Source organism: Nocardiopsis sp. ATB16-24 (assembly GCF_030271535.1).
Classification (GTDB): domain Bacteria; phylum Actinomycetota; class Actinomycetes; order Streptosporangiales; family Streptosporangiaceae; genus Nocardiopsis.
The window spans coordinates 99,432-115,633 of record NZ_JASCXJ010000019.1; the positions used below are offsets into that span (position 1 = coordinate 99,432).

The 16,202-nt window shown below is 70.9% G+C and carries 11 protein-coding genes; 2 read left to right on the plus strand and 9 right to left on the minus strand.

Annotated features, from left to right (window positions below; all coding sequences use genetic code 11):
• Nucleotides 1-11: 11 nt before the first annotated feature.
• From PFX91_RS18800 to PFX91_RS18815, 4 genes are all read right to left on the minus strand, one after another.
• Complete coding sequence (locus PFX91_RS18800; protein WP_285733663.1) at nucleotides 12-470, minus strand: MaoC family dehydratase; 459 nt, start codon at nucleotides 468-470, stop codon at nucleotides 12-14.
• Between the two features lie 172 nt (nucleotides 471-642).
• Nucleotides 643-1,797 carry an enolase C-terminal domain-like protein gene (locus PFX91_RS18805; RefSeq protein WP_285733665.1) on the minus strand — a complete coding sequence of 385 codons (1,155 nt, stop codon included), beginning with the start codon at nucleotides 1,795-1,797 and terminating at the stop codon, nucleotides 643-645.
• 144 nt (nucleotides 1,798-1,941) lie between these two features.
• Nucleotides 1,942-3,063 (minus strand): alanine dehydrogenase, encoded by a 1,122-nt coding sequence (gene ald / locus PFX91_RS18810; RefSeq protein ID WP_285733667.1) that lies wholly within the window; start codon nucleotides 3,061-3,063, stop codon nucleotides 1,942-1,944.
• A gap of 158 nt (nucleotides 3,064-3,221) precedes the next feature.
• Nucleotides 3,222-4,439 (minus strand): amidohydrolase family protein, encoded by a 1,218-nt coding sequence (locus PFX91_RS18815; protein ID WP_285733668.1) that lies wholly within the window; start codon nucleotides 4,437-4,439, stop codon nucleotides 3,222-3,224.
• Nucleotides 4,440-4,948: 509 nt separating this feature from the next.
• On the opposite strand from PFX91_RS18815, the gene PFX91_RS18820 reads away from it, so the two are divergent.
• Nucleotides 4,949-7,177, plus strand: a complete 2,229-nt coding sequence (locus PFX91_RS18820) for a bifunctional copper resistance protein CopD/cytochrome c oxidase assembly protein (RefSeq protein WP_285733670.1) — start codon at nucleotides 4,949-4,951, stop codon at nucleotides 7,175-7,177.
• A gap of 549 nt (nucleotides 7,178-7,726) precedes the next feature.
• Here PFX91_RS18820 and PFX91_RS18825 read toward each other — a convergent pair.
• The 5 genes from PFX91_RS18825 to PFX91_RS18845 form a co-directional block, all read right to left on the minus strand.
• Complete coding sequence (locus PFX91_RS18825; RefSeq protein WP_285733672.1) at nucleotides 7,727-8,155, minus strand: hypothetical protein; 429 nt, start codon at nucleotides 8,153-8,155, stop codon at nucleotides 7,727-7,729.
• Between the two features lie 65 nt (nucleotides 8,156-8,220).
• Nucleotides 8,221-11,229: an AAA family ATPase gene (locus tag PFX91_RS18830; protein WP_285733674.1), complete on the minus strand. Its 3,009-nt coding sequence runs from the start codon at nucleotides 11,227-11,229 to the stop codon at nucleotides 8,221-8,223.
• The gene (locus PFX91_RS18835; RefSeq protein WP_285733676.1) at nucleotides 11,229-12,374 is read right to left on the minus strand and encodes an exonuclease SbcCD subunit D; all 1,146 of its coding nucleotides are present in this window, start codon (nucleotides 12,372-12,374) and stop codon (nucleotides 11,229-11,231) included. The genes PFX91_RS18830 and PFX91_RS18835 overlap by 1 nt, the downstream gene beginning before the upstream one ends.
• 77 nt (nucleotides 12,375-12,451) lie before the next feature.
• A complete protein-coding gene (locus PFX91_RS18840) occupies nucleotides 12,452-13,111 on the minus strand; it encodes an O-methyltransferase (RefSeq protein ID WP_285733677.1) in 660 nt (219 codons plus the stop codon).
• A gap of 232 nt (nucleotides 13,112-13,343) precedes the next feature.
• Entirely contained in the window at nucleotides 13,344-14,057 is a 714-nt protein-coding gene (locus PFX91_RS18845; protein WP_285733679.1) for a metal-dependent hydrolase, read from the minus strand.
• Nucleotides 14,058-14,260: 203 nt separating this feature from the next.
• On the opposite strand from PFX91_RS18845, the gene PFX91_RS18850 reads away from it, so the two are divergent.
• Nucleotides 14,261-16,096: an ABC transporter substrate-binding protein gene (locus tag PFX91_RS18850; RefSeq protein ID WP_285733681.1), complete on the plus strand. Its 1,836-nt coding sequence runs from the start codon at nucleotides 14,261-14,263 to the stop codon at nucleotides 16,094-16,096.
• Nucleotides 16,097-16,202: the final 106 nt, after the last annotated feature.

Genomic DNA, 16,202 nt, shown 5'->3' on the forward strand with positions numbered 1-16,202 from the left:
CGCAGTGCCCTCTACGGGACCCAGAGACCGAGCGCCTCGGCGACCAACGCGGGACGCTCCTGGCCCTCGATCTCCACGGTGTGGGTCGTGGTCACCAGATAGCCCTTGGGGGACTCCTGTACGGAGCTGAGTTCGACGCCGTCACGAATGCGCGAGCCGGACAGGACCGGCTGGAGGAAACGCACCTTGTTGAGTCCGTAGTTGATGGACATGGTGGGCTTCTCGGTGAGGGAGATGAGCGACTGGGAGAAGTGGGCCAGCATCGACAGGGTCAGGTATCCGTGTGCGATGGTGCCGCCGAAGGGGCCCTCGGCCGCCCTCTCCTGGTCGATGTGGATCCACTGGTGGTCCTTCGTCGCGTCGGCGAAGAGGGAGATCTGTTCCTGGTCGATGGTCACCCAGTCGGTGTAGCCCAGGTGTTCTCCCTGGGAGGCGATGACCTCGTGGATGTCGGCGAATACGCGCACCATGTCTCCTGATCGTCGGGTCCGGAGGATCGGGGAGCCGGACGGTGCCGCAACTCTACCTAACGCTGTTCGGTTATGGGAGAAGGGGGAGGACGAAGGAGCCGACGGGACGCCCCCGACGTGGGGAACGCGGGAACGAGGCACGCCTCGCGCCGGGGACGGGCTCGGATCCGTCTCACCGGCGATCGTGGTGGGCACGGGCGTCCCGGCCGCGCCGGGTCTCGCGCACACCGTCGGCGTCCATCAGCAGGGCCAGCTCGACGCGCTCGGCCAAAGCCGTGAAGTCCACGCCGTGCCCCGACCCGCTCTCGGCCAGCGGCACCGGGACCACCCCGTCGTGCGCGCGCACCGGGGGGACCGTCAGATCGCGTCCACGGGACCCCGCCCCGGGCATCTCCACCGGCAGGGACGCACCCGCCAGCGACGCCAGCGCGACCGTGGCGGCCCGACCGACCCCCGTCACCGCGGACGAACCGCACCAGACCTGCCATCCGGCGTCCACGGCACGGTCCACCGCACGGCGGGCGGGCGTCAGGCCGCCCAGTCGGGTCAGGTCGACGTTGGCCACACCACCGGCCTCGGCGCGGATCGCCGTACTCAGGTCCTCCACCGACCGCAACGAACGACCCAACGCCACCGGAGTGCGCAACTCGGCGCTCAACCGGGTGTGCGCGGCGAGGTCCTCCGGGGCGAAGGGATCCTCGATCGCCAACAGGCCGAGACCGTCCAGGACGCGCAGCGCGTCGAGGTCGGCGGGGGACTCGGTGTACCGACCCCCCGCGTCCACTTGCAGGACCAGGAACGGAAAGCTCGTCTGCACCGCGCGCACCACGTCGGCGTCCCAACCGGGCTGGATCTCCAGGCGAACGCGCCGGAAACCCGCGCCCACCTGACGGTTCACCTCGGTGACCACCGACTCCACCGACACCTGCCGGGGCAGGGTCACCCCCGCGGTGAGGGCGGTCCGCTCCCCACCCAGGGCCTGGGAGAGCGGAGAGCCGCGCCGACGGCTCCACAGGTCCCAGCAAGCGGTGTCCAGGGCGCTGACCACCGCCGGTTCCCAGGGCAGGTCCGCCCAGACCTCACCGGCCTCCGTGGGCCGTTGCCAGGAATGGTGGAGCAGAGCGGGGGCGAAGGCGGAGGTGAGCGCCTCCCACTGGGCCGCGGTGGCGTGCGGGAGTTCGCCCCAGCCGCTGACACCCTCGCCGTCGGACACCCTGACCAGAACGGGCCCCTCGGTGAGGGTGCTCCGGCCGCCGGCCTGCCGCCGGAGCCGCATCAGTTCGAGTTCGACAATCCGGGTCACGGTCGCCGAGCCGGTCTGTGCCACGCTGTTCCACCTCGGTGCTCGTCCTCCCGCAGGTCACTCGGCCGTCGGGACCGGAAAGCGGGCGTTCCCTTCGACGGTACCCCCGGCCGACCAGCGCGACCACCCCGAACGGTGCGGCGCGTACCACCTGGCCGGCCAGGCGGTTCAGGCGTCGGCCGGTACCTCCTCCAGCGGCCGGTGCTCGAACCCGTGGGCCTCGGCGACCGGAGCCGAGACCACGTCGCCGTCGAAGGTGTTCAGACCCCTGGCCAAGGACGCGTCCTCGCGCATGGCCCGCCGCCAGCCCTTCTCCGCCAGAGCCACCACGTAGCGCAGGGTGTCCTTGGTCAGCGCGTGGGTGGAGGTGTTGGGCACCGCGCCGGGCATGTTCCCCACGCAGTAGAACACCGTGTCGTGCACCTGGAACGTGGGGTCGGCGTGCGTGGTGGGACGGGAGTCCTCGAAACAACCGCCCTGGTCGACGGCGATGTCCACCAACACGGACCCCGGACGCATCCGCGACACCACCTCGTTCGACACCAACGTGGGCGTCCTGGCACCCGGCACCAGCACCGCGCCGATCACCATGTCCGACTCCAACACCGACCGCTCCAGCTCGAAGGCGTTGGAGACCACCGTCTTGACACGACCCTGACACAGGGCGTCGACCTGCCGCAGCCTGTGCACGTCCAGGTCCAGCACGGTCACGTCCGCGCCCATGCCCACCGCGGTCTGCGTCGCGTTCAGGCCGGACACCCCCGCGCCGATCACGGTCACCCGTGCCGGGCGCACGCCCGGCACCCCGCCCATCAGCACGCCACGGCCGCCGTGGGGCCTTTGCAGGGCCGTCGCCCCCACCTGCGGAGCCAGACGGCCGGCGACCTCCGACATCGGGGCCAGCAGAGGCAGGGAGCCGTCCGGCAACTGCACGGTCTCGTAGGCGATACCGGTCACCCGTCGTTCCAACAGCGCTTCGGTGCACTCGCGCGTGGCGGCCAGGTGCAGGTAGGCGAAGAGGGTCTGCCCCTCACGCAGGAGGTGGTACTCGTCGGGGGTCGGTTCCTTGACCTTCAGGATGAGTTCGCCCTCGGCCCACACCTGGTCGGCGGTGTCCAGGACGCGGGCGCCCGCGGACACGTACTCGGCGTCGGAGATGGAGGATCCGAGCCCCGCCTCGCGTTCGATGAGCACCTCGTGACCTCGACCGACCAGCTCGTGCACTCCAGCGGGGGTGATCGCCACCCGGTACTCGTGGTTCTTGATCTCGCGGGGCACGCCGATGCGCACGGTTCCTCCTGCTGTCGTCTTCGTCTACACCTCCACTGCCGTTCGCGGAGGCACGCTCGTACTGCCGTCAACACGTGTGGCTGTCAGCGGCCTTGTCGACAGTATGTAAGGCGGGCTCCGAAGAGTGTGAGGCGGGTGCGTGCCTGTGCCCGAGGACCTCATCGCGCACCGCCCCGACCGTGACCCAGGACCCAGACCCGCCGCACCCGCCCCGTCAGTTCCCTGCCCGCGTACGGGCTCGGATCCGTCGCGGGGACCGCCACCCGCGCACGGGGGTCGAAGGCGACGAGGTCGGCGTCGAAGCCGGGCGCGATCCGACCCTTGGTCCCCAGCCCCAGCAGCTCGGCCGGAGCGCCGGACGTCCAGCGCGCCAGATCACGTAAGTCCCTCCCGCGTCGGTGGGACGCCGTCCACAGCGCGGACAGGCTCCACTCCAGCGTGTACAGCCCGCGGGCCGGGAGGTGGCCCGACCCGACCGAGGTGATCGACGATCCCCGCGCGAGCAGCGCGCTCCACAACGCCTTGCGGTTGGCGTCCGAACGCACCGGCGGACGACAGGCGTGCGCGGGCGAATCCGGTGCCAGGGACTCCGCCGGCAGACACAGGTAGTGGGGGCAGGTCTGGGCCGACAACGACACCCCCACCGCACCGGCGGCCTCCAACAGCGCCGCGCACTCGGCCGCGGTGAAAGGGCACACGTGCGTGCGCGTCCCCGCCATGCGGGCCGCGGCGATCACCCGTTCCAACCCGCGCCGCTCCGCTCGGGGAAGGCGCTGATCGGCCGGACCCTGGGCCGACCCCAGCTCCGCGGCGTCCTCCGCGTGCACCAACAGCACGCTGTCCAACGCCGTCAGTTCGGCCATCACCTTGCGCAACAACGTTTCCCCGAGCGCGGCCGTGTCCGGTGCCCCTCCGTCCGACAACGAGCAGGAGAACCCCACCGCGCCCGCCGCCTGGAGGTCGGCCAGGTCGAGCGGGGTGGTGCCCCAGGTCACCCCGCCCAGGAAGAGCACGGGCACCGCGGCCCCGGCCGCCGCCCGTCGGTGTTCTCGCAGGGAATCCGCGCAGGTGATGGCGGGACGGGCCGGTGAGGGGGAGACCACCACACAGGTCACCCCGCCGCGCAGGGCCGCCTCGCCGGCCAGGAGGTAGGCTCTGGACAGCTCCTGCCCCGGCACGTACACCCCGGTGCCCAGGTCCACGGCCCCCGGCATCAGGGCCACGTCGCCGAGGTCGGTCACCTCGTGCGCCGCCATGTCGGCACGGTAGGGGCCCACGACCTCGATCCGACCGTCGCGCACCCCCACGGAGGCGGGGCCGACCCCCTCGGCGGTGACCACATGCCTGGACCTGACCACACTGTCGAACACGGTCAACGCCGTCCCCTTCGATAGGCTCGCGACGAGAGGGTGTGCTGTCAAAAGCCACGGTGGGGGCCGTGACGGGGGCGGCGCACGGAGAGAGGGCGGGGAACCGTCGTCTCGACCGGGGCCCGGCCCCGTTCACCGACGCGGGCGCGACCTTCCAGGTCACACCCCTCGGTGCTCCGGTCATCCCCCGGGCACCGAGCGTATCGCGGGGTGCCCTTCGCAGGGGTGAAAACGCGATATCCGCCCGGATCCGTGGACATTGCGGCCTGGGCCGCCGCGCTGGGACGTGAGCGCGAGATCACATCATCGGACCCGGTCCGCCAAGGCGTGAGCCGAGCGCGCAGGGGTGGTGGTGCACGCCCGAATCCGACACCGTGTAGTGACGGTCTAACCTTGATCGAGGTGTTCCTCAGTGCACGGCCCCTGCCGGAAAAAGGACCGAACAGGCACGAGACCGACACACGACCAAGGGCCCTGACCAGCCATAACCAACGAGATCGACGACGGAGTGGCACGTGGCTCCTCCCGCACAGAATCCGACATCCCCCCTCAACGAACACCATGACGACGCTCCGGGCCTGGAGCGGTTCCCCCTCTTCGCCGTGGCGGCCGGAGCACTGTGCCTCCTCGGGCTGGCTCTGACCCTCGTGCTCGGTGGAGCCGCCTTCCCCGAGGTCATCCCGGGCCTGCCCGACGCCGGCGAGGCGGTCCGCTGGGGCATGCCCTTGGCCAAGGTCACCATGGACGCCGCCGCGGTCGTGACGGTCGGTCTGCTACTGCTCACGGTGGTACTGCTGCCGTCCGAGAAGGGCAGGCTCTCCCCGCAGGCGGTCGGTTACGTGCACGGCGCCACCTGGGCGGCCCTGGTGTGGGCCCTGGCCGCGGTGATGACCCTGTACTTCCAGGCCTCGGAGTTCCTCGCCAGACCCGCGGGTCAGGTCAGCGTGGACGAGGTCACCGCCTACGCCGGGTCGGTCTCCGGCGGCATCGCGCTGATGTTCGTCATCCTCGTCACGACGGGCATCGCCCTGTTCGGGCGCACGGCCACCACGGCCACCAGCGGCCTGTGGCTGCTCGGGCTCTCCCTGGTCGCGCTCACACCACCGGCCCTGACCGGCCACTCGGCCTCCTCGGGCTCGCACGAACTGGCGGTGACCGGGCTGGCCCTGCACGTCATCGCCATCAGTGTGTGGGTGGGCGGCGTGCTCGCCCTCACCTACCACGCGATGCGGCCGAAGGCGCAGGACCCCTCGGTCGCCGCCCACCGGTTCAGCCGCCTGGCCCTGTGGGCCTATGTGGGTGTGGCCGTCAGTGGCGTCGCCAGCGCGCTGGCGCGCCTGGCCTCTCCCATGGAGCTGGTCCTCACCGAGTACGGGTTGATCATCCTGGTGAAGATCATCCTGTTCGCGGTTCTGGGCGTCTTCGGTTACATGCACCGGGAGTTCGCCCTCACACGGCTGGACGGCGCCGAGCCCGGCTCGGGGGGAGAGGCCTTCCAACGCCCCCTGTTCCTCCGTGTGGCCCTGGTGGAAGTGCTCATCATGGCCGTGGTGATCGGTGTGTCCGTCGGCCTGGGCCGCACCGCGCCGCCCCCTCCGCCGGCGGGCGCCGTGGACCCGGCCGCCGCCATCCTCGGCTTCCCCGTCCCACCGCCCATGAGCGTGCAGACCCTGCTCACCCTGTGGCGCCCCGACCTGTTCTTCATCATGTTCGTGGTGGTCGCGGGCGGACTGTACGCGGCCGCCGTGACACGACTGCTGCGCCGGGGCGACAGCTGGCCGGTCGGACGCACGGTGGCCTTCGCGGCGGGGATGTTGACCATCGTCCTCGTACAGCTGACCGGCTTCGCGACCTACGCGAAGGTGCTGTTCTCGACGCACATGATCCAGCACATGGTGCTGGCGATGGTCACGCCCATCCTGCTGGTGCTGGGAGCACCGGCCACCCTGGCCCTGCGCGCGCTGAAGCCGGCCGTACGGCGCGGTGACCGTGGCCCGCGCGAGTGGTTGACCCTGTTCCTGAACAGCCGCTTCTCCAAGGTGGTGACCCATCCGGGATTCGCCACCCCGATGTTCGTGCTCAGCCTCTACGTGCTGTACTTCACCCCGCTGTTCCCCGTGCTCATGAACGACCACGTCGGTCACATGATCATGAACGTGCACTTCCTGCTGGCCGGTTTCCTCTTCTACTGGATCATCGTGGGAGTGGATCCGGCGCCGCGGAAGGTGCCCTACCTGCTGAGGATCCTGTTGCTGCTGTTGGCGATGGGGTTCCACGCCTTCTTCGGCATCGCGATCATGATGCAGTCGGTGCCCATGGCGATGGAGTTCTACGGCCGGTTCGAGGTGCCGTGGATCGAAAGCCGCCTCGACGACCAGTACGCGGGCGGTGGCGTCGCCTGGGCGCTGGGCGAGATCCCGACCGCGTTGGTCATGGTCGCGTTGGTCTGGCAGTGGGCACGCGACGACGAAAGGCAGGAGCGGCGCCGCGAACGGCACAGTCGTAGGGGCGGCTCCGAGGACGCCGACCTCGACGCCTACAACGCATACCTGGCCGAACTCGACCGGCGTTCGCGCGGAGAGGGTACGGCCCAGGCGACCGCGGAGCGGACCCTGACCACTGAGACGCCCCGGGACGCCGACGGGGACGAGGTGGAACCGAAGGCCGGGCGCGAGGAGCGCACCGGGTCGGGTGAGGACTCCCCGGACGATTCCCCGGACCTTCGCTCCAGCAGCGGAACCTGAACCGGTCCATGGCGGGGGCGTACCGTTCGGTGCGCCCCCGCCGCCGTACCAGGGGCGTTCGCCCGGACGGCGGAGACCGCGCGACGTGCGGGGCTCCCCGACCTGGAGCGAACGGCCATGTCGGAGGGCGGCACGAGGAGGTCCCGCTCGGGGGTCGACACGGCCTCACGGCGGGAGAAGGACCGCAACGGCGCCCGCCGCACCGTCGAGGAACGGGGTTCGACGTTCCGCTCGTCCCCGGCCGTCTCGGAGCGGACCCGCCGTGCGCGCCACTGTTCGCGGCGGTCGACGACCTGGAGCGGACCGTCGCGGAGACCTCGCCGAAGGCGGGCCCCGGGTGGCCGGAGGACCGCTGTGGGAGAGGCCGTACCCGCTGTTCGACGCCCCACGGGAGAGGGCGCGCACGCCTTCGGACCCTTGAGCGAGGTACGGCTCAGGTCAGGGGTGGCCCCGGTCCCCGCCGGGACGCGCCGACCGAGACGGCCCCACCGGTCCGCGCGGCGGAGGAGGAAACAAAAGGGCGACGGCGGCGAATCGGCACCGGAACGATCAGACCAGCAGGGCGGCCACGGACGTCCCCACCAACCCGAGCACCAGGCAGATCAACAGACCGGCGGCCGACACCGGCAGGGACGGTCGCAGCGAGGCGAGGGCGGACCGGTCTCCGGTCGAGGCCTGACGGCGTGCCACCATCGGCAACATCACCACGTTCACCGCGCACACGATGGCCGCCACACAGACGGCCGCGGCGAACGCCGGCCAGAATCCGGAGCCGGAGGACAGGAAGTCGACGGCGGTCGACGTCGGAAGCGCCACCAACACCACGACCGAGGCGACCCCGAACGCCACACGCACTCCGGGCGCGGCCCCGCGCGAGCTTCCCGAGAGCACGAGGAGCAGACCAAGGAGGGCCGCCATCAGGATGGCGCCCACGATTCCGAACACGGCGATGCCGACCAGCGAATTCACGTTGGACATTGTCGCACCGCTCCCGGGTCGGCCGGTTCCGGGGTCGTCATGGGACCCCCTCCCCGGCGAGGGGGTCAACCCACGTGCCTCACATGGGAACCCGCCGCGCCCTTGACCACCTTCAACTGCGTCGGCACGCGTTGCCTGAGGTCGGCGACGTGGCTCACCACACCCACGGCCCGTCCGCCGTCACGCAGCCTGTCCAGCACCTCCAACACCTCCTCCAAGGTGTCCTCGTCCAGGGTGCCGAACCCCTCGTCCACGAACAGGGTGTCGATGTCGGCTCCGCCGGCCTCCGCGCCGGCCACATCGCCCAGCCCCAGGGCCAGGGCCAGGGAGCTGAAGAACGTCTCCCCGCCCGAGAGCGTGGCCGGGTCGCGTTCCACCCCCGTCCAGGCGTCGACCACCCGCATGCCCAGACCGCCGGCCGAACGCGCCCGCCCGTCCCCGGCGGCCTTGTCCACCGTGTACCGCAACTCGTACCGGCCGTCCGACATCGTCACCAGCCGGTCGTTGGCCGCGGCCACCACCTGTTCCAGCCGGGAGGCCAGCACGTACGCGGACAGGCGTACGTTGTCGGTGTTGTCGGAAGAAAGACCCGTGGTCAGATCCCTCAGTCCCCGGGCCACGGCGTAGCGGCGCAGGACCGGTTCACGGCCCGCCAGACACTCACCGAGTTCCGCCCGCAGCGCGGTGAGGCGGCGCGCCCTCTCCAGCAGCATGCTCTGCCGGCTCACGGCCTGGTCGGCGGCCTCCGCGGCCCGCCTCGCCGTGGAGGCCGCCCCCTCCAGGTCGGGCGCCGGCAGCTCCGCCGCCGCGACCAGGGCGGGGTCGCTCATCGCGGCCTCGGCGGCGGCCAGCTCGGCGTCGAAGGAACGGGCGCGTTCGCGCAGCGAGCGCCGCCGCCGCTCGTCCAAAGCGACCTCCCACACGGCGGCTTCGTCGACGAACCCCGCCTCCTCACGGGACCTCTGTGCCTCTCCGGTGGCGGTCCCAAGCTCCTCCAACGCACGGTCGCGATCGTCGACGGCGTCGGCGGCGGCGCGCAACAGGTCGGCCTCACCGTGGAGTCTGGTGATCCGCTCGTTCAGCCCGGCGTCGTCTCCACGCGCCTGGTCCAACAGCGCGGTCAGCCGCCCGTGTTCGCGTACGGAGTTGTCCAGGTCGGCCCTCACCTGGATCTCCTGGCGGGACAACTCCTCCTCGCGTGAGCGGGCCCGTTCCAGCTCCTCGGCGGCCTGTGTCAGGGCCTCCTCCAGCCGCAGGGCCTCCTCGGCGGCGGCACGGGCGCGCGCCAGCGCGTCGCCGCGGGTCTCCACCTCCTCGCGGGCGGTGTCGGCGGTGTGGCCCTCGGCGCGCTCGTGGGCCGCGGAGAGCTTCTCCCGTAGCGCCGCCACGGCGCTCTCCGCCTCGGTGCGGCGGGCCGTCGCGGCTTCGGCCGCCTCCCGGGCCCCTTCCTCCTCCTCGGCGGAGACCAGACCCTGGCCGGAGGGACGGGCGGGAAGGGGGTGTTCCATCGACCCGCACACCGCGCACGCCTCGCCCGGGACGAGACCGGCCGCCAGTTCGGCCGCCATGTGCGTGTTCCGACGTTCACGCAGTCGGAGCGCGCGCTCGCGCGCGGCCTGGGCCTCGTCCACGGCCGTGCGCCACAGCCCTTCCGCCGTCTCCAGCTCCCGGCTCAGACGCTCGTGCTCCGTGACCGCGTCCCGACGTCGCAGGGCGGCGGCCAGAGCGGCCTCGGCCGACTCCGTCCGCGCGGCCCGCTCCCGCACCTCGCGCAGCTCTTCGGTCAGTCGCTCCAGGCGGAGGGGGAGTTCGGCGGCCAGCGCACGCCGGCGCTCCAGTTGCCCGCGAAGGTCGGCCAGACGTGCCGTCAGGGCGGTGACGGAGCGCCCCAGGGTCCGGCAGCGTTCGGCCTCCCCCCGCAGGAGGTCCAACCGCGCCAGTTCGTCGCGACGCTCCCGTTCGGCCTCGCGCAGTACCTCCTGCGGTGCCCGGTCGGTGGTGCCGGTCGGCGAGAGCGCGGCGGTGTCGATACCGGTGATATCGCCGACCAGGGACAGACGTTCGGCGACGGCCAGTTCGCACTTGTCCGCCTCGGTGCGTCGACTGTCACGGGCCCGCAGGAACGGCAGGACCGTCTCGGCCCGCTCGGCGGCCTCCAACTTGACGTCGATCTCCGCACGCCACGCGGTGTGCTCGGCGAGCCGGGCACGGTGGCGGCGGGCGGAGGCCAGTCGTTCCTGGCGGTCGCGCAGATCCCGAGCCTCGGCCAGGGCCCGCTGCGCGCTCTCCCTGGCCTCGGTGAAACCGGCGGTCACCGACTCCGCGTCCCGCGCGGTCGCGGAGGTGACCAAGGCCAGTTCCGCGGCCCAGGCGGACAACAGCTCCTCGGGTGGTTCGGGGGCGGTGGAGCGGCCGACCTCGGCGATCCGCGCGGCGATCGCGCGCACCTCCTCGTCGGAGGCCTCCACCTCGTGGCGCAGTCGGTTGGTGTGTTCCTTGAACCACTCCTCCACGTCGCGGAACACCCGGGTGTTGAAGATCCGCTCCAGGGAGTCGCGACGTTCGTCGGACCTGGCACGCAGGAAACGGGCGAAGTCCCCCTGGGGGAGCATGGCGGTCTGGCAGAACTGTTCGAGGGTCAGCCCGACCAGGTCGCCGACGAACTGTCCCGCCTCGTCGGGACGGTTGGTCACCCCCTCCCAGCGGCCGTCGACCCGTTCCTGGACGAGCACCTTGGCGTTCTCGACCCTCGTGCCGGCCCCGCGCTTCTTGGGCCGCTCCCAGCGAGGGCTGCGTTCGATACGGACGCGACGGCCCCTGACGGTGAACTCCAGGGTGATCCTGGGAAGACGGTCCAGGGGGGCGTGGTCGCTCTTGGGGGAGCGGTCCTTGCCGCGGGCGCCCGGAACGTTGCCGTACAGGGCGAAGCACACCGCGTCCAACACGGAGGTCTTTCCCGCGCCGGTGGGGCCGTGGATGAGGAAGAGGCCACCGGCGCTGAGGCGGTCGAAATCCACCTTCTCGGTGCCGGCGAAGGGGCCGAAGGCCTCGATGGTGAGGGTGTGCAGTCGCATCAGCGCGTCCTCTCCTGAAGCCGTACCTGCTCGACGGCGGTGTTCACCAGGGCCTCCTCCTCGGAGGTGGCGGGGGTGCCACGGGCCCAGGCGATGAAGTCGCCGACCACCTGACGCTCACTGCGGTCGGCGACGGGGGTGGTGACCGGACGTGTGGAGGGGGGACCCCCCTCGGGGGCGAACTCCAGGACCAGGGTGTGGGGAAAGCGTTCGCGCAGCCGGTCCATGGGGTGGGCGGGACGGCGTGCGTCGGTGAGGGTCACCTGTAGCCAGTGGTCGGTGTAGGCCTCCCACTCGGGGCGGGTGAGCAGATCCTCGATCCGGCCGCGGACACGGGCCAGTGGGCGGGGCACCGGGGCCTGGACGAACTCGGTCCCGGCCAGACCGTCGCCGTCCAGATCCACCACCCAGTAGCCCTTGGTGTGGTGTTCCTCGGAGAAGGAGTAGGCCAGTGGACTGCCCGAGTAACGCACGGACGGGGTGATGGTCTGGCGCCCGTGCAGGTGGCCAAGGGCGACGTAGTCGACCCCGTCGTAGACCGAGACCGGCACGTGCGAGGCACCGCCCACGGAGATGTCGCGTTCGCTGTCGGAGGGTTCGCCGCCCGTGACGAAGGCGTGGGACAGCACCACCGAGCGGGTTCGGGGGCGCCGGGAGAGGTCGGCGCGGACCAGGTCCATGGCGTACCCGATCGCCGCGGGGTGTCCGCGCTGGGGAAGCTCCCAGTGGTGGCGGGCGATCTCCGGTTCGAGGTAGGGGAGGCAGTAGAAGGCGACGGGCCCGTGTTCGTCGTCGATGACGACGGGGGTGTCGATCCCGTCCAGAGAGCTGCGCAGATGGACGCCGGAGGCGTCGATCAGGCCCGAGGCGAAGGACATCCGGGCCATGGAGTCGTGGTTGCCGCTGATCAGGACGGCGCGGGCCCCGGTGGCGCGGATACGGCCGAGCGCGCGGTCGAACAGGCGCACGGCGTCCACCGGGGGCAGCGCGCGGTCGTAGAGGTCACCGGCCACGACCACGACGTCGATCCGGTGCTCGCGGATGGTGTCGACGAGATGGTCGAGGAAGGCGGCCTGGGCGTCGAGGAGGTTCTCCCGATGGAAGGAGCGACCCAGGTGCCAGTCCGAGGTGTGCAGCAGACGCATGGCACCGGACACTACCGAACACGGGGCCGCCCCGTCCGGGAGAATCTCCTCCTGTGGAGATCCTCTCCCCGAGGGGATCAGTCCTTGCGGGCGAGGGTGAGGCCGTCGCCGAGGGGCAGCAGCACCTGGGTGACGCGGTCGTCCTCCACCAGACGGCGGTTGAAGTCACGGATGCCCTGTACCGCCGGTGAGGTGTTGGTCGTGTCCACCACCCGTCCGTGGGAGAGGGTGTTGTCGGCCAGGATCAGGCCGCCCGGACGGACGCGGGGGACCAGCTCCTCCCAGTAGTCGACGTAGCCCTCCTTGTCGGCGTCCAGGAAGGCGAGGTCGAACCGGGGCTCCTCGGGAAGCTCACGCAGGGACTCCAGGGCGGGGCCGATCCGGAGGGTGATCTTGTCGGCCACCCCGGCGCGTTCCCAGTAGCGGCGGGCGACGGAGGTCCACTCCTCGCTGATGTCCAGGGCCAACAGCCGGCCGTCGTCGGGCAGCCCGCGGGCGAAGCAGAGGGAGGAGTACCCGGTGAAGGTACCGACCTCCACGATCTCGCGGGCGCCGCAGATACGGGTGAGCAGTGTGGTGAAGACACCCTGCTCCGGGCCGATCTGCATTCCCTTGTGGTCGGGGAAGAGCCTCGCCGTCTCCTCCACGAGGTCGGTCAGGACGGAGTCGACCGGCGTGCTGTGGTCGACGATGTAGGCGTGCAGCTGGGGGCTCAGGCCCTCTGAGGATCGAGTCACGTGGCCACCCTAGAGCAGCCTCTGCGGGGCTTCCAGCACCACCGTGGAGGAAGGGGAGGGGGAAGGTCGGGGACGTTCTCCCGGGCCTTGCGGGAGACGAGGCGTCACGAAGGGCCTTCTGCCCGGATCCGGGTACGGTGACGCTCCACGCTCCCCGGGCACCGACGACGTCCCGGGGAGCGGCTCGCCGGGACGGACCCTCGGCGTCGACGGCCAGATGCCGGTCGGCCCCTCAGTACTCGGGCAGGAGGGCGGGCCAGTCGAACAGATAGAGCGCTCCCACGATTACACCCGTGGTCAGCAGGGGGGTGACCAGTTTCTTCTCCACGGGACCGTCCGTGGCGAAACCCTTTCCCTGGCCGAAACGCTTCTTGTAGAAGGGCCAGAAAAGGGGGACGCCCATCCTGGTGATCATGTCGCCGAAGAAGTGCAGTATCACGCCGAACGCCACGGCCAGACCCAGCCAGCTGTAGTTCACGCCCGCCGTGTACAGGGCGAGCGTGATCCCGGCCGTGGCCATCGCGTTGATGACCCCCGAGGCGACACGGTTCTTGTCCAGGCCGAACCCCAGGCCCTGGAGCGCGATGCCGATGAGCAGGAACACGAAGACCTGGACGGCCATCTCCGACCACAGCGCCAGCAGTTGGACGAGCACGCCCATGAGCACGGCGAAGAAGAACGAGTGGGTCCCCATCCGGTGCCCGCCGAAGAGGAAGCCGAGCATGCCGCTCAGCGTTTCGGTGACCTTGCCGTAGGTCTTGGTCACCGTCGCGCTCTTGTGGTCCAGGTCGGGCAGCAGTGCCGCGCCGGCGCAGACCAAAGAACCGGCGACGATCTCACCGGGGCCCAGGTGAAAGCTGAGTCCGAGAAATTCCCTGCCCTGGACCAGCGGAACGACCGCCATCCAGCCGACCACGCCACTCAAGGCGTGCGAGTGCCCCATCATGGGCGGAACCGTAGCGGAGTGCGGCATTCACTGCCAACGCGGGGTCTCCGCCGTCACCCAAGGCACTTCCGTGCCATTTCGAGGACCGATATCACGGCGCTCCACGTAGGTCGTTGACGGTCGTCTCCGGAGATTGGTAAACAACCACCAACCCCAGGGTGGCGCGCCACCGAACCCCACGATCCTGATGACAGGGGCCGCACATGAACTCCCACCACCCTCCCTCCGGCACCCTCATCCGACGGCTCGGCGCCACGGGGGCGGCGTTGGTCCTGGTCGGCACGTCCGCCGGCCCCGCCGTCGCGGACGGCGGCACCGACGACACGCTCACGATCGCCATCGCCCAGCAGGTCGACTCGTTCAACCCCTTCACCGCACAGCTCGCGGTGACCACCAACATCCTGCGCCATGTCTACGACTCCCTGGTCACCGTCGATCCCGACACGGGCAAGCCCGCGCCCTCGCTGGCCGAGTCGTGGGACTCCAGCGACGACGGTCTCACCTGGACCTTCCGGCTGCGCGACGACGCGGTCTTCACCGACGGCGAGCCCCTCACCGCGGACGACGTGGCGTGGACCTTCACCACGATGATGGAGAACGAGGCCGCGGCCATCGCCAACGGCAACTACGTCTCTGGCTTCGACGCGGTCACCGCCGAGGACGACCACACCGTCGTCGTCGAGTTGGACGAGCCCCAGGCCACCATGACCGCCCTCAACATCCCCATCGTTCCCAGGCACGTCTGGGAGCCGATCCTGGAGGAGGAGGGAGAGGCCTTCTCCGACTACGGCAACGAGGACTTCCCGACCGTGGGCAGCGGCCCCTTCGTCCTCGCCGGCCACGACCGGGGCAGGTCCATCACCCTGGAGGCCAACCCCGACCACTGGCGTGGCGCCCCCGGCTTCGACGAGATCGTCCTGCGCTACTACTCGGAGAAGGACGCCGCCGTCGAGGCCCTGCGCAGCGGCGAGGTCTCCTTCGTCTACGAACTCACCCAGGCCCAGGCCTCCGCGCTGGAGTCCACGGGCGACATCGAAGTCAACACCGCCGATGGCAAGCGCTTCCAGGCCTTCACCATCAACCCCGGGGCGGTGACCCAGGACGGGGAGGAGTTCGGTGACGGCCATCCCGCCCTGGCCGACCGCACCCTACGGCAGGCCATCGTCATGGCGATCGACAACGAGGAGGTCGTGGAGAAGGGGCACGGAGGCCAGGCCGTGGCGGCGGGAGGGTACGTCCCACCCCGCTACGCCGACTTCCACTGGGCTCCCCGGGGCGAGGAGGCCATCCTCGACTTCGATCCCGACGCGGCCAACGCCATGCTCGACGAGGCCGGGTACGAAAGGGGCGACGACGGCGTGCGCGTCTCGCCCGACGGCGATCGTCTCGCACTGCGCATGCACGTCCACCAGGACCGTCCCGACAACGTCAACACCGGCCTGATCCTGGTCGAGCGTCTCGCCGACATCGGCATCGAGGTCGAGAACCTCACCGTCGACCCGGGCGTGCTCAGCGACGCCCTCTACGCGGGCGAGTACGACCTCATCTTCACCGGATGGACGGTCAACCCCGACCCCGACTACGTCTTCAGCATCCACACCTGCGGGGCGCTGCCCACCGAACCCGGCACCATGCAGGGCGACGCCTACTTCTGCGACGAGGAGTACGACGAGCTCTACCAGGCCCAGCTCGCCGAGTACGACCGGGACGCCCGTGCCGAGATCGTCCACCGGCTCCAGGAGGTCCTCTACCGCGAGGCCGTCGTGAACGTCCTGGCCTACCCCAACATCATGGAGGCCTACCGCACCGACCAGATCGCCTCCATCCAGTACGAGCCCACCGAGGGCGGCAACATCTGGGGCCAGGACGGCTACTGGGCCTGGTGGTCCGCCGAACCCGCCTCCGCGGCGGCCGGGGCCCTCACCTCCGCATCCTCCGCCAGGATCTGGATCGGTGCCGGGGTGGTGCTGGTCGTCCTCGCCGCCGCCGGAGGATTCCTGCTGCTGCGCCGACGCGCCACCATGGAGGACCGCGAGTGACCAGTACTCCCACCACGGCGGGCGATCCGCCCGGGGCCCCGGCGCGGGACGCCTCCGCCCCGGCGGCCCCCGCCGGACCCGGCCGCGCGCGGCGTGTGGCCCGCTA